Source organism: Pediococcus pentosaceus ATCC 25745, from assembly GCF_000014505.1.
In the GTDB taxonomy this organism is placed as follows: domain Bacteria; phylum Bacillota; class Bacilli; order Lactobacillales; family Lactobacillaceae; genus Pediococcus; species Pediococcus pentosaceus.
Window position 1 is genome coordinate 688467 of the sequence record NC_008525.1, and the last position, 18116, is coordinate 706582.

An 18116-nucleotide genomic window follows, 5' to 3' on the forward strand; every position below is an offset into this window, starting at 1 on the left:
AGGTTTTTATAAATGGATAAGCAATCTGAAATGGATAATTCAGAGTCTCTCTATATGGGTTCACAACCCTTAAGAGATAATTCAGGAAAATCTTCATCCAAAGCAAAGATGCTCGAAGGTTCGGCGTGGATGACCGCCGGAAGTATCTTTTCTAGAATATTAGGCGCCATTTATATTATCCCATGGGTAATTTGGTTTGGTGTTTATAGTGACCAAGCGAACGCTCTTTTTACTAAAGGATATAATATTTATAGTTTCTTTCTAATTGCTGCGATTGCAGGAATTCCATCTGCGATTTCCAAGCAGGTATCCCATTACAACGCAATTAATGAGTTTGCGTTGGGGCAACGTTTGTATAAGCGGGGACTTTTGTTATCCGTCGGAACGGGAATTATCTGTGCCGCAATTCTGTATTTTGGCGCTCCATTTTTAAAAGATGGTGACCCGAACGTAATTACGGTTCTCCATGCGTTGGCTTGGGCAGTGTTAGTAATTCCTACGATGAGTTTGACTCGGGGCTTTTTCCAAGGTTACCAAGAAATGGGACCATCAGCCGTTTCTCAATTTATTGAGCAATTAGCCCGAGTGATTTATATGCTAACAACCGCCTACTTTATTATGGGAAAAAGCGGTCAAGGCGATTGGGTTTATGGCGTTTCACAATCAACCTTTGCGGCTTTTATTGGTGCATTAGGTGGATTATTAGTGCTTGGGATTTATTTCATTAAATACCGTAAGCGACTTTCCTATTTGTCACAGCATAGTGCCAATGAACTGGTAGTTTCAACGTCAACGCTATATAAAGAAATTATTGCTCAAGCTGTACCTTTTATTATTATTGGATCAGCTATTACAATTTTCCAATTAATCGACCAATACACCTTTTTCCGGATTATGAATGCGGTGAGTGACTATTCGACTGCCGTCTTAAATAATATGTACGCAATCTTTGCTTTTAATGCTAACAAACTGGTAATGATTGTTATTTCATTAGCGTCAGCGATGGCCGTCACTTCCGTACCGATTTTATCGGAAGCCAAAACTAGGGGCGATCGAGCAGAAATTAGTCGACAAGTAACGGATTCAATTTTGCTCTTTGCATTTTTGATGATTCCAGCTGCTTTAGGGATGGCTGCGGTAGCTCAACCAGCATACACGCTGTTCTATCATCTAAGTGATGTAGGAACTGCCATTTTACAATTTAATTCTTATGTAGCAATTGTTTTAGGATTATTTACAGTGATTTCGGCTATTATGCAAGGAATTGGTGAAAATGTCTTAGCCGTGAAGTATTTCTGTGTCGGAATGATTGTTAAATTTATTTTCCAATTTCCCATGGTGGCATTATTTTCAGCAGTGGGTTCATTAATTTCAACGGCTATTGGATTTATGGTAGTGAATTGGATGATTTTACGGCATATCAACTTGGAATATGGCTTAGATTATCGTCGAATTAATACATTTATTGGAAAAATCATCACTTATGCTTTTGGAACATTCTTGATTGCAATGGTCGTAACTAATGGATTATACATAGTGATGGATCCAGCCAGTAAAGTACAATCGTTACTAGTTATAGCTGCGGCCGTAGTTTTAGGTGGAGCATTTTATCTCTACTTTGTATTAAAGAGCCGCCTAGCGGATGAAATTGTGGGGGCACGGGCAGCTGGCTTACGTCGAATGCTAAAGATTAGTTAGGAGTAGACATGCGAGTAGATAAATTTTTACATGACATGAATATGGGAACGCGAACCCAAATTCGAAAAATGATTAAAGACAAGCTAATCTTTGTTAACGATACGGTCGTTAAAACTGGGCGAGTTAAAGTGGATCCAGTGGTTGATGAGGTTAGATTAAAAGACCAAGTGATTGAGTATCAACAATATTTCTATTTCATGATGAACAAACCATTGGGAGTCTTAACTGCTACGGAAGATCGTAAACAAAAAACCGTTATGGATTTATTCAACAAGGTCGATCTCCGAAATGATTTATTTCCAGTCGGAAGATTGGATAAAGATACCCAAGGCTTACTGCTAATCACTAATAACGGGCAGTTAGCGCATGATTTATTAGCACCAGAGCGGCACGTTGATAAAACTTACGAGGCGGTGGTGACTGGAAAAATCACCGATCAAGCTGTCGAAGAATTTCAAAAAGGAATCACCTTAAGGGATGGTACTACGTTAAAACCAGCGCAACTGATCATTGAACACTATTCAGAATTAGATGATCAAACAGTGGTTAAGGTAGTCCTAAAAGAAGGAAAGTATCATCAGGTTCGCCGAATGTTTGGTAGCCTAGGTGAGAAAGTGGTCACTCTTCGAAGGACTTCCTTTGGTCCTTTAGAATTAGATGTGGGATTACTTCCCGGAACTTATCGAGAATTAACGGATGATGAAATTAATCGGTTAGTTGAAGGTTAAAAATAAGCTACTATGACAAAAATCATAGTAGCTTATTTTTTTGAAGTTGTTTTAGTGTGAAGGGGAGACGACGAATTAAGCGATGGGGCAAAACAACCGCTTCTTTTTGATAAATTTGATCGGCGGTATAACTGTGTAAGAAGGTTCCTAAGGTAACACCTAAGGCCAAAGAGTCGACTTGGTTTACTAACGCAATAATTACTCCAGTTAAGGCGTCTCCTGAACCACCTGTTGCCATCCCAGGGTTACCAGCCATAATTTGGCGAAAGTCGGTGTGAGGAGCGTAAATTTCAGTTTCATAATGCTTTAGAACTACCATTGCTTTTAAACGGTCAACTGCACGTTGATTTAGCGAGGGGTTTTGATCTACTATCTTTATTCCGGAAAGTCGTTGCCATTCCATTTGGTGAGGAGTAAAAATAGTTTGGGGATGATCTACCTGAATTTGATGGGTAGCAATCAAATCAATCGCTGAACCATCAATAACTAAAGGTGTTTGGGGTTGAACGTGGTCTAAGACAAATTTTAAAATTTTTAAGCTAGTAGCATTAGTTCCCAATCCCGGACCGATTACCACTCCCGTTGATTTTTTTAGGGCTGCTTTTAAAGCATCAAAATCTAAGAAATCGAGCAACATAACTTCGGCTAGAGTGGAGCGGACAGCCGTAAAGTTAGTTTTATCCGTTGCTAAGGTTACTAATCCACCTCCAGCATAAACTGCCGCTGAACTTGATAAAATTCCAGCGCCTCCGTATTGATCATTACCAGCTACGATTAAAATCCGACCATAACTTCCTTTGTGACTATCATTGGAACGGACGGGCCATAAGTTGTTCAATCCGTCCTGATTAATCTTTAACATTGTAATCACCTCGTAAAGGTAGTATATCGCAAACCAGCATAAAACATGCAAAATAAAAATCGAAGAAAATGCATAAAACTCTATTATGTAAGCGCTAAATTGTTATAATAGAAGATGAAAGGTTGGTGTGTAATATGGATTATAAAAAAATTTTATTTGGCTATGATGGTTCACCAGAATCAATGGCAGCTTTTGATCGAGTAATTGAGGTTGCAAAGAGGAACGATGCAAAACTTATTATTGCTCATGTAGTAAAAAGGCAACACGCTAACACTGAGAGTGTTTCCCTTGGCTTTGGTGTTGTTTCAACAGATGATGACATTGAGGACATTCTTCGTTCTAGGGAAGAAAAACTTGAAGTTTTGAAACAAAAAGCTAACGAAAAAGGCGTTGAAGATGTGGAAATTGCCCTTAAAATTGGTAGTCCTAAATCAATGTTAAGCCGTGAATTGCCTAAAGAATACGATATCGATCTAATCGTTTTAGGTGCGACTGGATTAGGCAAGGTCGCTCAAGTATTTATCGGTTCAACGGCTAGTTATGTAGTCGAAAATTCACCTACAGACGTTATGATTGTTAAAAATTAAATGATAAACAAAATGACCTCAATTGTCGGCACTTTAGTTTTAAACTAGAGTGGAACGACAATTGAGGTCATTTTAAATTAGATTGCTTTATGCATAGGTTCTTCAACCCGAACTTCTTTAAGTTTAGCATTGATTTGTTTAAGGATGATTTTAACGTTTTCTTCGTTACTTAAATCGTACTTTTGTAAATCAATTTTCATTTTAGGACCAACATCATATTCTTCGTACCATGTCTTGTAAGCTGACCACATCTTATAGTAGTAAGATTCCAATTCAGGATTGTTATCGAATTGTTCATAGTCACGCCCACGTTTACGAATACGATAGAGGATGGTATCAAAATCTGTTTCAGCATAGACCATCAAATCTGGTGCTTTCTTAGGTAGATTTTGAAGCTCACTCATCATGTTATCAAGAAGGTTCATGTAAACTTCAAATTCAGTATCCGTAATGTTACCTTCTTTGTTGTTTTCACGTGTGAATAGAGCATCTTCGTAGATTGAACGGTCTAATACATTATTATCATCAGTCAAAGCCTTTTTGATCATTTGGAATCGTTTATTCAAAAAATAAATTTGAAGTAAGAATCCATAACTTTTTTGGTCAGAATAATAGAGTGGTAAAACGGGATTGTCTCCAACTGGTTCGTAGAACGCCTTTGTTCCATAGTAGTCAGCAATTTTCCCTGTTAATGTAGTTTTACCGACGCCGATCATTCCTGCTGTAATTATCACCATAAAATGCTCCCTTTTCCATTTTTTTTTGCCGAAATCTAGTATTAATAAATCCTAAATCTTTAAACAGCCACAACATATTGTATAAAGAATTGGAGCGCAAAACAAGCTTGAATTTTATTTAAAAAACTGCTTAGTATTTGAATACCCAAAAATGAAATGGTTTACTTAAAAAGTTAATTATTATTTGAAAAGCGCTACCAAATTCGATAGGCTAGAGATATGTTAGATTGTGAGGAAGAATTTTATGATAAAACTAATCGTTAGTGATTTAGATGAAACTTTAGTAGGACCAGATGGAAATGTTTCGGAAGAAAACATTGAAGCTATTAAAAAAGCAACTCAAAAAGGAGTTAAGTTTGTCCCTAATACCGGACGTGGATTTGAATCGGTACAACCTTTATTAGAAACTTTGGGGTTGAAAGGGAAAGCAAATGAATTTGTGATTTCATATAATGGTGGAGTAATCGTCGAAAATCAAAATTTTGATGTAATCCAAGCTAATGCATTTTCATTTGAGCAAGCCACTCAGATTTTTGATATAACCAAGCAGCATTTGGAGAATTCGACGCATATTTATACGTTAAATGATGTTTATGTATTTAATGAAGTTGAAGAAGATAATGAATATATTCGTAGTCGTGGGGTCCGTACCATTAGATTTGAGCATGATAATCTGGATACATTAAAAGATGAACCAATTTTTAAAATAATTACGATGAATCCTGATTTTAATAAGAGAAAACAGATTAAAGCAGAAGTACTAGATAAAGTTAATTTCGATGTGAATGCTACTTTTTCTTCAGACCGATATACTGAATTTAATTTAAAAGGTGTCGATAAGGGTCAAGCTAGTCTAGAACTTGGACGGCATTTAGGTATAAAAGCGGATGAAATAATGGCATTGGGCGATAATAACAATGATGTAGCAATGCTCAAGAGTGTGGGACTTCCTGTGGTAGTTTCCAATGCTAGTGCATCTGCTAAAGCAAATGCTAAATATATTGCTAAAGGAAATTATGAAACGGGTGTGGCTGAGGCAATTAATAAATTTGTATTAGGGGAATAGTAGCATGCAAAAAAAGACTTATTACCGAAGTTCGCTAATTTTACTGATCCTATCAACGATTATTATGATAATGACTTGGGTGTCATCGTTGAGTAAAACGAATAAATTTATTATTATAATAATTGTTGGGATAATTCTGACTTGGTATATTCAATATTTCTCAACTCGACTGACAGATGTTAAGAAAAATGGGAGAAAGCAATGAAGACATTGAAAATTGGGATTCCCTTGATTGTGGCGGTAATTTTGGTACTCGTGACGGAATTTACGCACATGAGCGGGGCACCATTGGTAATTATGTGGGTCATTGGATTTTTATTTTCAATGATTGTAACTGCGGTGATTGAAATTCGAACACGAATGCAAGAATTTGCTAAGCAACAAAAAGAGGAAGAAAAGCAGCAGGGGGAAAAATAAATGTTTATCACAACCGAAGGTATCAATGCCGGTTATACAATTAAGGACGTGGTTGAAGCAACCAGTAGCTTGATGTTAGCTTCCGAAGACATCGATAAGTACAATATGTTTGATCAACTATTTGATGAAGCAAAACAAAAGTTGAAAAAGAAAGCTGATTTGCTTGAAGGCGACGGAATTATCGGCTTAAAGTACAATACAGAAGTAGTAGAAGTCAATGGAGCACCCAAGTTTTTGGTAGTCCATGGTTATGGTACAGTAATCTTAATTGATAAATAGAAACGACTAAGAAACAGGATTGTAAATCCTGTTTCTTTTTTCGATACTTAATTGATTTTTCTGTAACATATTAAAGGACTTATTAGCCACAATAATCGCTTATTGGGTATGGCGTTTAACTTCGAGGGGAACGATATCACAAATTTTAACCCGCACGGTATAATTAACTTTATAAGCGGCATAACGGTCGCTAGGATCATAGTCTAGAATGTCTACAATTGCATCATTATCAATCACATCGCTAATTTTTCCAACGAAAGGTTTCGAGAGGTCGTTGGATTTATAACATTTAACGATCCGATTAGCTTGGAATGTGTTTACCACGTCATCTCAACTCCTTGTGTCTATTATATCTTATTTATTGATATTATATCTTATTTGTGGTCATTTCCAGTGCTAATAATACTGATAAAGAGTAAAAATATGCTCATTTTGCGACAAAGAAAAAATATTTGTTCACTTTTAATAAGGGGAGGTGTAAAATGTGTTTGTTAAGCCACAGTGGCGGAATTGGCAGACGCGCAGCGTTCAGGTCGCTGTATAGGCAACTATGTGCAAGTTCGAATCTTGTCTGTGGCATATAATTTTAACGTATATAAATTAAAGGAAACTAGAAATTAATTGAGAAATTTAACTTCTAGTTTTTTTGTGTTGGTGAAATGATTCACATCGTTGAAGATTTACCCTGAGCAAAAAACTGGCGTAAAATTAGATAAAAAGTATACTGATGCTGTAATTGATTTTTTTGAAAGGAATAGATGATGCGAAAACTAAAGTATACTCAACAAGATCAGTGGGAATCAGAGGCTCGAGAAACCCAATCACCAATTCTAATTGAAACGGCAAAGTTAAAAGCTAAGAAAAATCAGATTGTGGATGGGTTGAAAAATTATACTGCAACAGAATTACATAAAAATTATAATAGTTTATCGTTAACTGCTAATGGGAAAATGGAAGCAGATCAACGAAGCTTCCAGCTGGAGGAGGTTCATTTCCATCATCCAGCAGAACATTGCTTTAAGGGTGAGGCTACACCGCGAGTACTAGAGGCCCACTTCGTCCATTATGGTTGCCTCAGACAGCCTTTAGTGGTCAGTGTGACCTTTAAGTTGGGGGCTAAAAATGCTACTTTTGAAAAAATATTAACGGCTATGGATGATAATAAAGTGGAACAATTCATACTTTTAGATGATTTGATTCCAAAAAGGGGTTATTTTTATCGCTACATAGGTTCATTGACTACTCCTCCATTAACGGAGGGCGTAGAGTGGGTGGTATTTGAGCAAGCCCAAATGATTGATATTGATCAACTTAATCTCTATATGGCGACATTTAAGGAACAAAATAATCGAGAACTGCAAAAATTAAACCACCGAAAAATTGAAAAATATGAAATTTAAGCTAAAAAGCTGGTGTCAACGAAAGTAACAGAGACAATGACTAAACAATCATTGAGAATACTTTCGATGACACCAGCTTTTATATTGCATGGATAATTAAAGAAATTCCAAAAATCAAAAATAATAGAGCAATCATCATAGAAATGGAGATTGCAGTAATAAGGGGTGAGAATAGTAAAACAATTCCTAGGATAATACCTAAGATTGAGATAAATACATCTAAAACAAAATATTTGTGGCTAAAATTTCTAATATAATTAGCCAGCCAAAGGGTGGTGAAGGAATCACCTAAAAACATTAAAGCAATCAAGACTGAAACATAGACCATACCAAACGAATCATTGAATAACATTAGAAATCCGACGATGATGTCAAGTACGGCATTTAGGGTCAACCAAGTAGTTTTACCAAGAAAAGGTCGGATCCAAAATAATTTATAAAATCCCGTAGATAAGGACGCAATGGCGGCGATGATAATCACCATCCTAAAAGTTGATAAAGGGTTTTTGATTGAAAAAATAGCAATCACAATAAACAAAACACCTAAAATTAGAGCAAACGGATCAAACTTATTAATACGATTTTCCATCTAAATCACTACTTTCTTGAAGTTTTTATTCAGCCAAAAAAGGTTGGAAAGAGCTAAATTGTACATCGAATTTTAAAAGTAGTATCTTAAAGGCTAAAGTACTACTATCCGACACTAATCTAGTTAGCTTCATTTTAGAGAGATTGGTTGAATTGTTCAAACAATAAGAATTCGAAATCACGATTAATTGTTGATGCAACGTTTTATTTTCCAGTTAACATATTTAAGAATAATTAACGGTAGTAGTATTGGTTTCTAATTTTTGCTAAAATGTTATCTGTTACTGGAATTATAGAACGATATGTATATATTTGAAAAATAAAAGGGGATTACAAAATGTGCGGATTTGCTGGTTACATTAATCAAGCTAATGTAAATAAAGACACAATCAAGTCAATGGCCGATCGAATTAAACACCGAGGACCAGACGATGAAGCATTTTTCCAAGATGAAAATGCGTCAATGGGATTCCGTCGCCTATCAATTATTGATTTGGCACACGGACGTCAACCCATGATGAATAGTGCTGAAACTAAAGTATTAACTTTCAATGGTGAAATTTATAACTACAAACAAGTTCGTGAAGAACTAAAAGAATTAGGATATGAATTTAGAACGGATGTTGATTCAGAAGTCCTAATCCATGGTTATGACGCATGGGGACCAGAATTACTTAAAAAACTTCGTGGGATGTTTGCCTTTGTAATTTATGATAAAGAAAAACAAGAAGTATTTGGTGCTCGTGATCATTTTGGAATCAAGCCTCTTTACTACTACGATGATGATAAAACGTTCCTTTGGGGTTCAGAAATCAAATCATTCCTAGAACATCCAAACTTTGTGAAGGAATTCAATGAAGAACTATTACCAATCCACTTAAGTTTTGAATTTATTCCTTCTAAAGAAACGATGTTTAAGAATGTTTACAAGCTTCTTCCAGGAACTTACTTCATTCATAAAAATGGTAAAACAGAAACCCATACTTACTTTAAATTTAACTACGACCATATCGACGAATCACAAACTATCGAAGAAGATTCAAAGAAAATTCGAAAGATTGTTAGTGACTCTGTAGATGCACATATGATTGCAGACGTTGAAGTTGGTAGTTTCTTATCTAGTGGAATTGATTCAAGTTATGTTTTAGCAGAAGCTGCTAAACTTAAACCTATCCAATCTTTCTCACTTGGATTTAGAAATTCTAAGTATAGTGAATTAAGTTACTCAACTGAATTTGCTAAGGAAATCAATCAAAAGAATACACCACTCTACATGGATGGTGATGATTACTTTGATATTTTGCCAACCATCATGTACTACATGGATGAACCACTATCAAATCCATCAGCAATGCAATTATTCTATCTTTCCAAAGGTACTCGTAAGAATGTCAAAGTGGCTCTTTCAGGAGAAGGTGCCGATGAATTCTTTGGTGGATACAATACTTATCTAGAAGCTTTCACATTTGAACGTTACCAAAAGATGGTTCCTAGCTTTATTCGAAAAGGGTTGGCTAAGGCAGTTTCAGGTCTTCCTCGTTTCCATGGACGTCGTTTCTTGATGCGTGGGGCTCAGCCACTTAGTGAACGCTATTACCGCGTAAATTACGTATTTAATCAACAAGAACGTGATCAAATTTTACGTAATCCAGCTTTGAATGTTGATTCAGGAGCTTATACACAACATATCTTTGACGAAGTGAAGGGCAAAGATGAGATGACTCAAATGCAATACTTTGACATCAATACTTGGCTTCCATTTGATATCTTGCACAAAGCTGATCGAATGAGTATGGCTAACTCACTAGAAGTTCGGACACCGTTGGTTGACCGGGAAGTAGCCAAATTTGCTGCAACCATGCCAATTAAGACTCGAATTCATAAAGAAGAAACTAAGGTATCTCTTCGTCGTGCTGCAGAAGCTGAATTACCAGAACGAGTAGCTAAGAAGGAAAAACTTGGTTTCCCATCTCCAATCGCCAACTGGATTAAAGAAGATAAGTATCGTAAACGAATTGAAGCAGCTTTCAATTCAGACATTGCTAAGAAATTCTTTAAGCCAGAAGCTTTAATGCATATTCTTGATGAACATGTTAACGGAAAATCAAGTATGCAAAAGATTTTCACAATTTACACATTTATTTTATGGTATGGAGTTTTCTTCCCAGAAGATACCAATACTAATACAATAGATTTAGTTAAGAGAACTCAAGTATAGGTGGAGATGAAATAGATGGACCTTGAAATTGCCACTGTTAAGGCAATCCTTACAGAACATGATTTATTAAAAGAAATCAAATCAACTAAAACAGTTGCAAATACTGGAATATCTTATGATTCTAGAACCGTAAAGCCAGGTTATATGTTCTTTTGCAAAGGAAATTTCAAACCAGAGTATTTATCAGTAGCCCGCCAAAATGGTGCTACCACTTATGTGTCTGAGAATGAATATCCAGAAGGAACCGGCATGACTGCGATTATTGTAACGAATGTTACAAGAGCCATGGCGGTTCTTTCGGCTACTTATTACAATTTTCCGCAAAATGACTTGTTTATTATCGGGATTACGGGAACGAAGGGTAAGACCAGTTCAGCTTACTTTGCACACTCAATTTTGAATCAAAAGTATCCAAACCAAGTGGCTCTATTTTCAACAATTGATCGAATTGTGGGACCCAAGCCTGAGGACCAATTTAAATCAGATTTAACCACACCAGAATCAATGAATTTATTCCATGATATGCGAGTCGCTGTGGATAATGGGATGAAATATCTGGTAATGGAAGTGTCTTCGCAAGCTTATTTAAGAGACCGGGTTTATGGATTAAAATTTGATTGTGGAATCTTTTTAAACATTACGCCGGATCACATTGGGCGCAATGAGCACAAAGATTTTGAAGATTACTTGCATTGCAAATTACAATTAATGGTTAACTCTAAACGTTGTATTATTGATGCAGATACAGATCGTTTTGATGATGTTTTTGGCGCTGCAAAAGCAACAACTGATCCGGAACAAATTTATTTGTTTAGTGCAGATGTTGAAAATGGTGGAGTAGATTTCTTAATTCAAGATGAAGAAGATGATCTTACTTCCAATCGATTCACTTTGGTTGAAAGCAGTTCAAAAGCAGAAGCATTCCACGTGGCAGGTGATTACGATTTAAATGTGGCGGGCGATTACAATCAAAGTAATGCAACGGCTGCCATTATTGCTGCTGCCCTTGCAGACGTTACTTATCAGGATGCAGTGTTACCACTAAAATCAATCGTGATTCCAGGTCGTATGGAACATCTAAATGTTCCAGGACATGGAGTGGTTTTTGTAGATTATGCACACAATTATGCTAGTTTGCACGCACTATTAAAATTCTTAAAGCATCAATATCACGATGGTAAGGTTATCGTGGTGGTTGGAAGTCCTGGTGATAAAGGGATTTCGAGAAGAGCTGGGTTCGGTCAAGCGTTGAGTGAACAAGCAGATATTGCTTATTTGACAACGGATGATCCAGCTTTTGAAGATCCAGAACAAATTATCCAGCAAATTATGGATAATATTAAACCTGGTACAGTTGAAGTTCGTCAGGTACTTGACCGACACGATGCAATCGAGCAAGCGATTATGAATAGTAGTGAGAAAGATGTGGTCGTGCTTGCCGGAAAAGGTGAAGATCCATACCAAAAAGTTGGAGGGGTAGATACTCCTTGGCCAACTGATATGGGAGTAGCAGAAGAAGTGAAGAGGGGATTAAGTTAATGGAAAGACCAACTAACAATTTTACGCCAATTCTATTAGGTAGTGATTTTAATGCTTATGGGATGGCTCGTTCATTTTACGAAATTACAGGAAGACGTGTTCAAGCGTATGCCGGGACCGTGCTAGCACCCACACGTTTTACTAAAATCGTGAATGTTGATATTATTCCTGGTTTTTCAGAAGACCCTGTTTTTATTGAATCAATGCGTAAAATTGCTAAAAAATACGAAAATTCTGACGAGAAGGTTGTTTTACTAGGGATGGGCGATGGCTATGCTGAATTGATTTCAAAGCATAAAGAAGAGTTGTCAAAAACTTTCATCTGTCCCTACATCGATTATGATTTATTGAAACAATTGAATAATAAAGAACGTTTTTATTCAATTTGTGATGAATATAATTTACCATATCCAGCAACCCATTTTATTACGAAGGCACAATATGAAAGTGGTGAGAAATTCATCTCACCTTTTGAATTTCCAGTTGCTTTGAAGCCAGCTGACAGTGTAGAATGGCTCGATATTCATTTTGAAGGTCGTAAAAAAGCTTTCAGAATTAAAACTCAAGCAGAACTTGATGAAGTCATTGGTAAAATCTATGACAATGGCTATACTTCTGATTTGATTTTACAAGATTTTATTCCAGGTGATGATAGCAACATGCGAGTTTTGAATGCTTATGTTGATCAAAATCATCAAGTAAAAATGATGTGTTTAGGTCATCCATTATTGGAGGATCCAGCTCCATCAGCAATTGGAAACTACGTAGCAATTATTCCTGAATTTAACCAAGAAATTTATGACACGGTTAAAAACTTTCTTGAAAGTATCAATTACGTTGGATATGCCAACTTTGATATGAAATATGACAGTCGGGATGGTAAGTTTAAATTATTTGAAATCAATATTCGTCAAGGCCGTAGTAGCTTCTTTGTTACATTAAATGGATACAACCTAGCTCGTTGGGTGGTTGAAGACCGAGTTAACAATGCGTTGGCTGATCGTGAAACTGTATACGCTAATGATGTTCCAGGCAACTGGAAGTTATGGTTGGGCGTTCCAGTTAAGGTCTTCAAAAAGTATGCTAAAAATAATGATGATAAGCAAAAGGCGCTTGAACTAATTAACAATGATCAATATGGATTTACCGCTATCTACGATGAGGATATGAACTTTAAGCGTAGCTTATTAATGTGGTGGATGAACCATAATTATGTTAAGAACTTTAGGAAGTATTTTAAGGAAAATAAGGGGTAAGACCTGTGAAAAAATTCTTTACGATTATTGGTGGAATGGGGACTCCAGCAACTGAAAGTTACATTAGGTTATTAAATGCTAGAACTCCTACCCATCGCGATCAAGATTATTTAAATTACATTTTAGTAAACCATGCTACAGTTCCGGATCGTTCAACCTATTTAATGGACCATTCGCAACCAAACCCTTACCCAGATTTATTAGAGGACATTCAAGAACAAAGCAAGCTGAATCCAGCCTTTTTTGTAATTGCCTGTAATACTGCACACTTTTTCTATGATGATTTGCAAAAAGCAACGGATGTGCCCATTGTGCATATGCCCCGCGAAACTGTAAAACATATCAAAGAGCAGTATCCAAATGCTAAAAAAATCGGGATTATTGGGACACCTGGAACGACTAGTGATGGAATTTATGACCGTGAATTGTTAGCTGAAGGTTTTGAAGTTGTTAAACCAACTAAAGCAATTCAGGATTTAACTAGCAAGTTAATTTTTGATGATATCAAAGAACAAAATCTAGTCGATGCTGAGCTTTTCTATCATATTCTAAAAATGATGGTAGAAGAACAAGGAGCCGATGTGGTAATTTTAGGTTGTACTGAATTATCGTATGCTCAGGAAATGGCTCATGATCACAGTTTTCCGGTTGCAGATTCACAATCGGTATTAGTAGATAAATCGATCGAAATGGCTTTGAAACTAAGAAAGTAAAAATAAAAGTTGGGATTAAACTAAACCAGTTTGTCCCAACTTTTTACTATGATTAACTTGGAGGAAGAGATGAGTAAACGAAGAAGAAAAAATAAGCAGTCTACTAGTATTTGGCTTGTTTTAGTAATTGCCATTTTAGGAACTTTTTTCAAAGGAAATGATATTCATCAGTTTGTTTCTAATCTGACTAGTCAGGGGATCCCACAAACGACTAAATCGGTTAAAAGTGTCGAGGATACTCAATTATCTCAACAAACTTTTAAATCCGGTGGAACAGCTTATATTTACGTTAACAATAATAAAAGTACCCTTAATCCCGCAGATTGGAAGAAAAACCAAATTATTTACGGTAATTTAGATCGTTTGAATCGGACGACACAAGCAACGGGATATCTAAGTCGTGTAAACTTAGTTAAGTCGAATACCAGAACCAGTCAGACTTGGAATCCAACTGGTTGGCATCAAAAACGTTTAACCATTAACGGTAAAACAACTGAAATTCAGAACCGAGGCCATTTACTAGCATATTCAATTACTGGTAAATTTGATCAAAATGGGAATTTCAATGCTCATGAATTAGGATCATTAGATAATCCCAAAAATCTAGCTACTCAAACAGCATACAGTAATCAGCAGACTATGCAAATTTTTGAGGAACGGGTACGGGATGCATTAGCTAAGAATAAAAAGGTTATTTACCGCGTTTCGACTGTTTTTAAAGGAAATGGATTAATGCCAACTGGCTACCATGCGGAAGCTATTGCAACAGATGGATCGTTAAATTTTAACGTTTTTGTTTGGAATGTACAACCAGGGGTTCAATTTGATTATGCAACCGGACGATCACGAGTGGATCGTAGTATGACAGTAAGAGCAAATTAAAGATTAAACGATTAATCGATATGATTAATCGTTTTTTTATTACGTTAAACTTTTTAAATTGGAGTGGAAGATATATACTAAAAACATAAATCTATATGATATCGCTTACTTTACGTTAGGGGGAGACGTTAATGGAAAATTCGAAAGATAATCGAAGCTTTAGATGGTTTAATATCGCACTGATTTCATTTACAGCAGTTTGGGGTCTTAACAACGTTGTAAATAATTTTGCTAATCAAGGTTTAGTTGTTATTGTTTCATGGATATTAATAATGCTATTATATTTTATTCCGTATACCTTGATGGTAGGTCAACTAGGTTCTACCTTTAGAGAAGCTGAGGGTGGTGTATCGTCATGGATGAAGGAACTTTCCAATAGCCGTCTGGCTTATTTTGCGGCTTGGACATACTGGGTGGTCCATGTACCATACTTAGCCCAAAAGCCACAAACTATTTTGATTGGTTTTAGCTGGATGTTCAAAAACAACGGTAGTTTCGTTAATCAAACTCCATCTTATGTTGTTCAAGGATTAAGTTTGATAATCTTTTTAGCATTTGTTTGGATGGCTTCCAAAGGAGTGACAACTCTGAACCGAATTGGGAGTATTGCTGGAATTGCGATGTTTATCATGTCAATTTTATTCATTATTTTAGGAATTTCAGCGCCATTTATCACGCATTCAGCTATTGCCACAGCTCACATGGATCAATTTAGTACATATATGCCAAAATTTAATTTTAATTACTTTACAACGATTTCAATGCTAGTTTTTGCGGTTGGTGGTGCAGAAAAAATTTCACCATACGTTAACAAAACCAGAAATCCAGCTAAAGAATTTCCGTTGGGAATGATTTTGTTGGCAATCATGGTGGCTATATCAGCAATTTTAGGTTCTTTTGCGATGGGAATGATTTTTGATGCACAACATATTCCTAATGACTTGATGGCCAATGGTTCTTATACGGCTTTCCAAATTTTGGGTAATCAATTCCACGTTGGTAATACATTAACTTGGATTTACGCCTTTGCTAATATCTTGGCTAATTCGGCAGCTTTAGCGATTTCGATCGATGCACCACTACGAATTTTGTTAAATGATGCGGATAGTAATTATGTGCCAGCATTTCTTACTAGAAAAAATGCTAAAGGAATTGCTTATAATGGTTACAAATTAACTGCAATTTTAGTTTCAATTATTATTATTGTGCCAGCCTTAGGAATTGGCGGAATGAATGATTTGTATAATTGGTTAATGAATTTAAACTCAATTGTTATGCCAATGCGGTACCTTTGGGTATTTGTGGCCTACATGTTATTGATGAAACAAATTAATAATTATAAATCTGATTACGTATTTGTTAAAAATACTAAGATTGGTTTTGGCTTTGGACTATGGTGCTTTATTTTCACAGCTTTTGCATGTATTTTAGGAGTTATTCCAAAGGCTGATTTTGCAGCTAATCCAACTAGCTGGTGGTTCCAATTAGCGCTTAATATTATCACACCATTTGCATTAATTATTTTAGGATTGATTTTACCGGTTATTGCACGGCGAAATCAGAATAAGTTAGATTAGGACTGAAATTTTTAATTTTATATTAGAGAATGAGAAAGGGAAATCCAACTCGTGGCGGAGTTGGGTTTCTCTTTTTTTATGATTCAACTTTACAATTCAATTTTTTTGAACTAAAATTAACTCATATGCGAATGTAGTTTAGTGGTAAAATTCAAGCTTCCCAAGCTTGTGTCGCGGGTTCGATTCCCGTCATTCGCTTCACTGAAAAACAAAATAGATTTATTTAAACAAGAAACCCTACTATCAACTAAAGATAGCAGGGTTTTTATTATAAGTTATTTTTTAAGGTTGAAAGTAACTGTATCCTCATCTTCTAAAATAGCAGAATATCGGTAATACAGTTTCTTTTGAACGTAAGCTGCTTTCCATTTTTGAGATAGAAAGGACATCAAGAAAAGGGATGCAGTACTGATGATGCCCGCTAATCCAGCAAACCCAACGTCAACCCAAGGCGCATTCGCGTCGTTAGATTTATTTTTGGAGAGTAGGGCTTTTGAGACAATAATTTTAGGAGTCTTTGCGTTAATCCTTTTTTTTAAATCACCAGTACTTGTAATCATAGCGATCAATCCTTTCTAGTTAAATATAATTGCTCGCCTGCATTATAACACTATCGAAAAAATAAACCGTGTTAATTTTATTTAAAAATTAATTTTTCGAGGGCGTTTTTAATGCCATCAGCGTCATTAGAACTGGTAATCATATCAGCATGAGATTTGGCTAAATCGGAACCATTCTCCATGGCAACGGCCGTACCAACAAAATCAAACATCGGGATATCGTTTTGCTCATCACCAAATGCAATGATTTCTTCAGGGTGAATACCTAATTTTTCGGAGAGAGTTTTGAGAGCCGCCCCTTTATTTACATTTTTATGCATAACTTCAAGAAAATTATCGGCTGCTCGAACCACATAACATTGATCATCAAAGGCAGCATGAACAGCTTCTTCTACTTGATTTAACTCTGCTGTTTCACCAACAAAAATGCCCTTAGTAATGGTAAAATCAGCAGGAAGTTGATCAGGAGTTTTAATTAATAAGCCAGCTTTATTTTCCCAAGCCTGGACAACCGTAAAACGATTGACTTCAAGGTTACTGGTGTAGATATTGCTGTCACGATCCAGTACGTTATAAGCAACGTGATATTTTCGAGAAAATTCATCCATTGCTCGATAAACTGAGTTGGAAAGTTCATGACTTGCAATTACTTCACCAGTCACAGATTCGATTACAGAACCGTTATAAGTGATGACGTATTGGTCGTCTGCGGTAATACCCAATTCATTTAAGAAAGGCTTTACACCAGCGAGGGGACGCCCTGAACAGAGCACGACTTTAAGGTGGTTTTGAAGACACTTAGCAATGATATCTTTGGTGGATGGTAATAGTACGATATTTGAATTTAACAGGGTATCATCTACATCAATAGCAATTAATTTGGGAGTCATAAGTAGTCCTACTTTCTAAGTTTTATCTATGTATAAGTATAGAGATATAAAGTTGATAGTGGCGTTTTTTATGTTAGGAACATTTTCCAAAAATAAGATTCGGATTTGACGAAAAGAAA

Annotated in this window: 19 protein-coding genes and 2 tRNA genes; 15 read left to right on the forward strand and 6 right to left on the reverse strand. The window is 36.0% G+C overall.

Annotated elements, in window-relative coordinates; genetic code table 11:
* Positions 1–12 precede the first annotated feature (12 nt).
* Together PEPE_RS03160 and PEPE_RS03165 are read left to right on the forward strand one after the other, a co-directional pair.
* Positions 13–1698: a putative polysaccharide biosynthesis protein gene (locus PEPE_RS03160; protein WP_011673187.1), complete on the forward strand. Its 1686-nt coding sequence runs from the start codon at positions 13–15 to the stop codon at positions 1696–1698.
* An 8-nt stretch (positions 1699–1706) separates the two neighbouring features.
* Complete coding sequence (locus PEPE_RS03165; RefSeq protein WP_002833748.1) at positions 1707–2426, forward strand: 16S rRNA pseudouridine(516) synthase; 720 nt, start codon at positions 1707–1709, stop codon at positions 2424–2426.
* A gap of 22 nt (positions 2427–2448) precedes the next feature.
* On the opposite strand, the gene PEPE_RS03170 is transcribed toward PEPE_RS03165, so the two are convergent.
* Positions 2449–3288: an NAD(P)H-hydrate dehydratase gene (locus tag PEPE_RS03170; RefSeq protein ID WP_002833749.1), complete on the reverse strand. Its 840-nt coding sequence runs from the start codon at positions 3286–3288 to the stop codon at positions 2449–2451.
* A 134-nt stretch (positions 3289–3422) separates the two neighbouring features.
* Here PEPE_RS03170 and PEPE_RS03175 point away from each other — a divergent pair, with 134 nt between their 5' ends.
* Positions 3423–3875 (forward strand): universal stress protein, encoded by a 453-nt coding sequence (locus PEPE_RS03175; RefSeq protein WP_002833750.1) that lies wholly within the window; start codon positions 3423–3425, stop codon positions 3873–3875.
* A gap of 77 nt (positions 3876–3952) precedes the next feature.
* On the opposite strand, the gene PEPE_RS03180 is transcribed toward PEPE_RS03175, so the two are convergent.
* Positions 3953–4612, reverse strand: coding sequence for a deoxynucleoside kinase (locus PEPE_RS03180; RefSeq protein WP_002833751.1), 660 nt, complete (start codon positions 4610–4612; stop codon positions 3953–3955).
* A 244-nt stretch (positions 4613–4856) separates the two neighbouring features.
* On the opposite strand from PEPE_RS03180, the gene PEPE_RS03185 reads away from it, so the two are divergent.
* The 3 genes from PEPE_RS03185 to PEPE_RS03200 all read left to right on the forward strand — a co-directional run bounded on the left by PEPE_RS03185 (position 4857) and on the right by PEPE_RS03200 (position 6374).
* A complete protein-coding gene (locus tag PEPE_RS03185) occupies positions 4857–5678 on the forward strand; it encodes a Cof-type HAD-IIB family hydrolase (RefSeq protein ID WP_002833752.1) in 822 nt (273 codons plus the stop codon).
* 201 nt (positions 5679–5879) lie between these two features.
* Positions 5880–6095 carry a hypothetical protein gene (locus tag PEPE_RS03195; protein ID WP_002833753.1) on the forward strand — a complete coding sequence of 72 codons (216 nt, stop codon included), beginning with the start codon at positions 5880–5882 and terminating at the stop codon, positions 6093–6095.
* Positions 6096–6374, forward strand: coding sequence for a hypothetical protein (locus tag PEPE_RS03200; protein ID WP_011673189.1), 279 nt, complete (start codon positions 6096–6098; stop codon positions 6372–6374). It abuts the gene before it with no gap.
* 99 nt (positions 6375–6473) lie between these two features.
* Here the strand turns inward: PEPE_RS03200 and PEPE_RS03205 are convergent, their stop codons facing one another.
* Positions 6474–6698, reverse strand: coding sequence for a hypothetical protein (locus tag PEPE_RS03205; RefSeq protein ID WP_002833755.1), 225 nt, complete (start codon positions 6696–6698; stop codon positions 6474–6476).
* Positions 6699–6869: 171 nt separating this feature from the next.
* On the opposite strand from PEPE_RS03205, the gene PEPE_RS03210 reads away from it, so the two are divergent.
* A tRNA-Leu gene (locus tag PEPE_RS03210) sits at positions 6870–6953 on the forward strand.
* 179 nt (positions 6954–7132) lie between these two features.
* Positions 7133–7774, forward strand: a complete 642-nt coding sequence (locus tag PEPE_RS03215) for a carbonic anhydrase family protein (RefSeq protein ID WP_232625436.1) — start codon at positions 7133–7135, stop codon at positions 7772–7774.
* A 79-nt stretch (positions 7775–7853) separates the two neighbouring features.
* On the opposite strand, the gene PEPE_RS03220 is transcribed toward PEPE_RS03215, so the two are convergent.
* Entirely contained in the window at positions 7854–8363 is a 510-nt protein-coding gene (locus PEPE_RS03220; RefSeq protein ID WP_011673190.1) for a DUF308 domain-containing protein, read from the reverse strand.
* 336 nt (positions 8364–8699) lie between these two features.
* On the opposite strand from PEPE_RS03220, the gene asnB reads away from it, so the two are divergent.
* From asnB to PEPE_RS03255, 7 genes are all read left to right on the forward strand, one after another.
* Positions 8700–10580 carry an asparagine synthase (glutamine-hydrolyzing) gene (gene asnB, locus PEPE_RS03225; RefSeq protein ID WP_002833758.1) on the forward strand — a complete coding sequence of 627 codons (1881 nt, stop codon included), beginning with the start codon at positions 8700–8702 and terminating at the stop codon, positions 10578–10580.
* Positions 10581–10595: 15 nt separating this feature from the next.
* Positions 10596–12119: a UDP-N-acetylmuramoyl-L-alanyl-D-glutamate--2,6-diaminopimelate ligase gene (locus PEPE_RS03230; protein ID WP_002833760.1), complete on the forward strand. Its 1524-nt coding sequence runs from the start codon at positions 10596–10598 to the stop codon at positions 12117–12119.
* Positions 12119–13375 (forward strand): carboxylate--amine ligase, encoded by a 1257-nt coding sequence (locus PEPE_RS03235; RefSeq protein WP_011673191.1) that lies wholly within the window; start codon positions 12119–12121, stop codon positions 13373–13375. The genes PEPE_RS03230 and PEPE_RS03235 overlap by 1 nt, the downstream gene beginning before the upstream one ends.
* 5 nt (positions 13376–13380) lie before the next feature.
* On the forward strand, positions 13381–14088 hold the full coding sequence (locus PEPE_RS03240) for an aspartate/glutamate racemase family protein (protein ID WP_002833762.1): 708 nt from the start codon (positions 13381–13383) through the stop codon (positions 14086–14088).
* A gap of 69 nt (positions 14089–14157) precedes the next feature.
* Positions 14158–14970 (forward strand): DNA/RNA non-specific endonuclease, encoded by an 813-nt coding sequence (locus PEPE_RS03245; RefSeq protein ID WP_011673192.1) that lies wholly within the window; start codon positions 14158–14160, stop codon positions 14968–14970.
* Between the two features lie 131 nt (positions 14971–15101).
* Positions 15102–16547 (forward strand): amino acid permease, encoded by a 1446-nt coding sequence (locus PEPE_RS03250; RefSeq protein WP_002833764.1) that lies wholly within the window; start codon positions 15102–15104, stop codon positions 16545–16547.
* A 127-nt stretch (positions 16548–16674) separates the two neighbouring features.
* Positions 16675–16745 (forward strand) — tRNA-Gly (locus PEPE_RS03255).
* Between the two features lie 77 nt (positions 16746–16822).
* Here the strand turns inward: PEPE_RS03255 and PEPE_RS03260 are convergent.
* On the reverse strand, positions 16823–17107 hold the full coding sequence (locus PEPE_RS03260) for a hypothetical protein (RefSeq protein WP_002833765.1): 285 nt from the start codon (positions 17105–17107) through the stop codon (positions 16823–16825).
* Between the two features lie 77 nt (positions 17108–17184).
* Positions 17185–17997: a Cof-type HAD-IIB family hydrolase gene (locus tag PEPE_RS03265; protein ID WP_002833766.1), complete on the reverse strand. Its 813-nt coding sequence runs from the start codon at positions 17995–17997 to the stop codon at positions 17185–17187.
* Positions 17998–18116 lie beyond the last annotated feature (119 nt).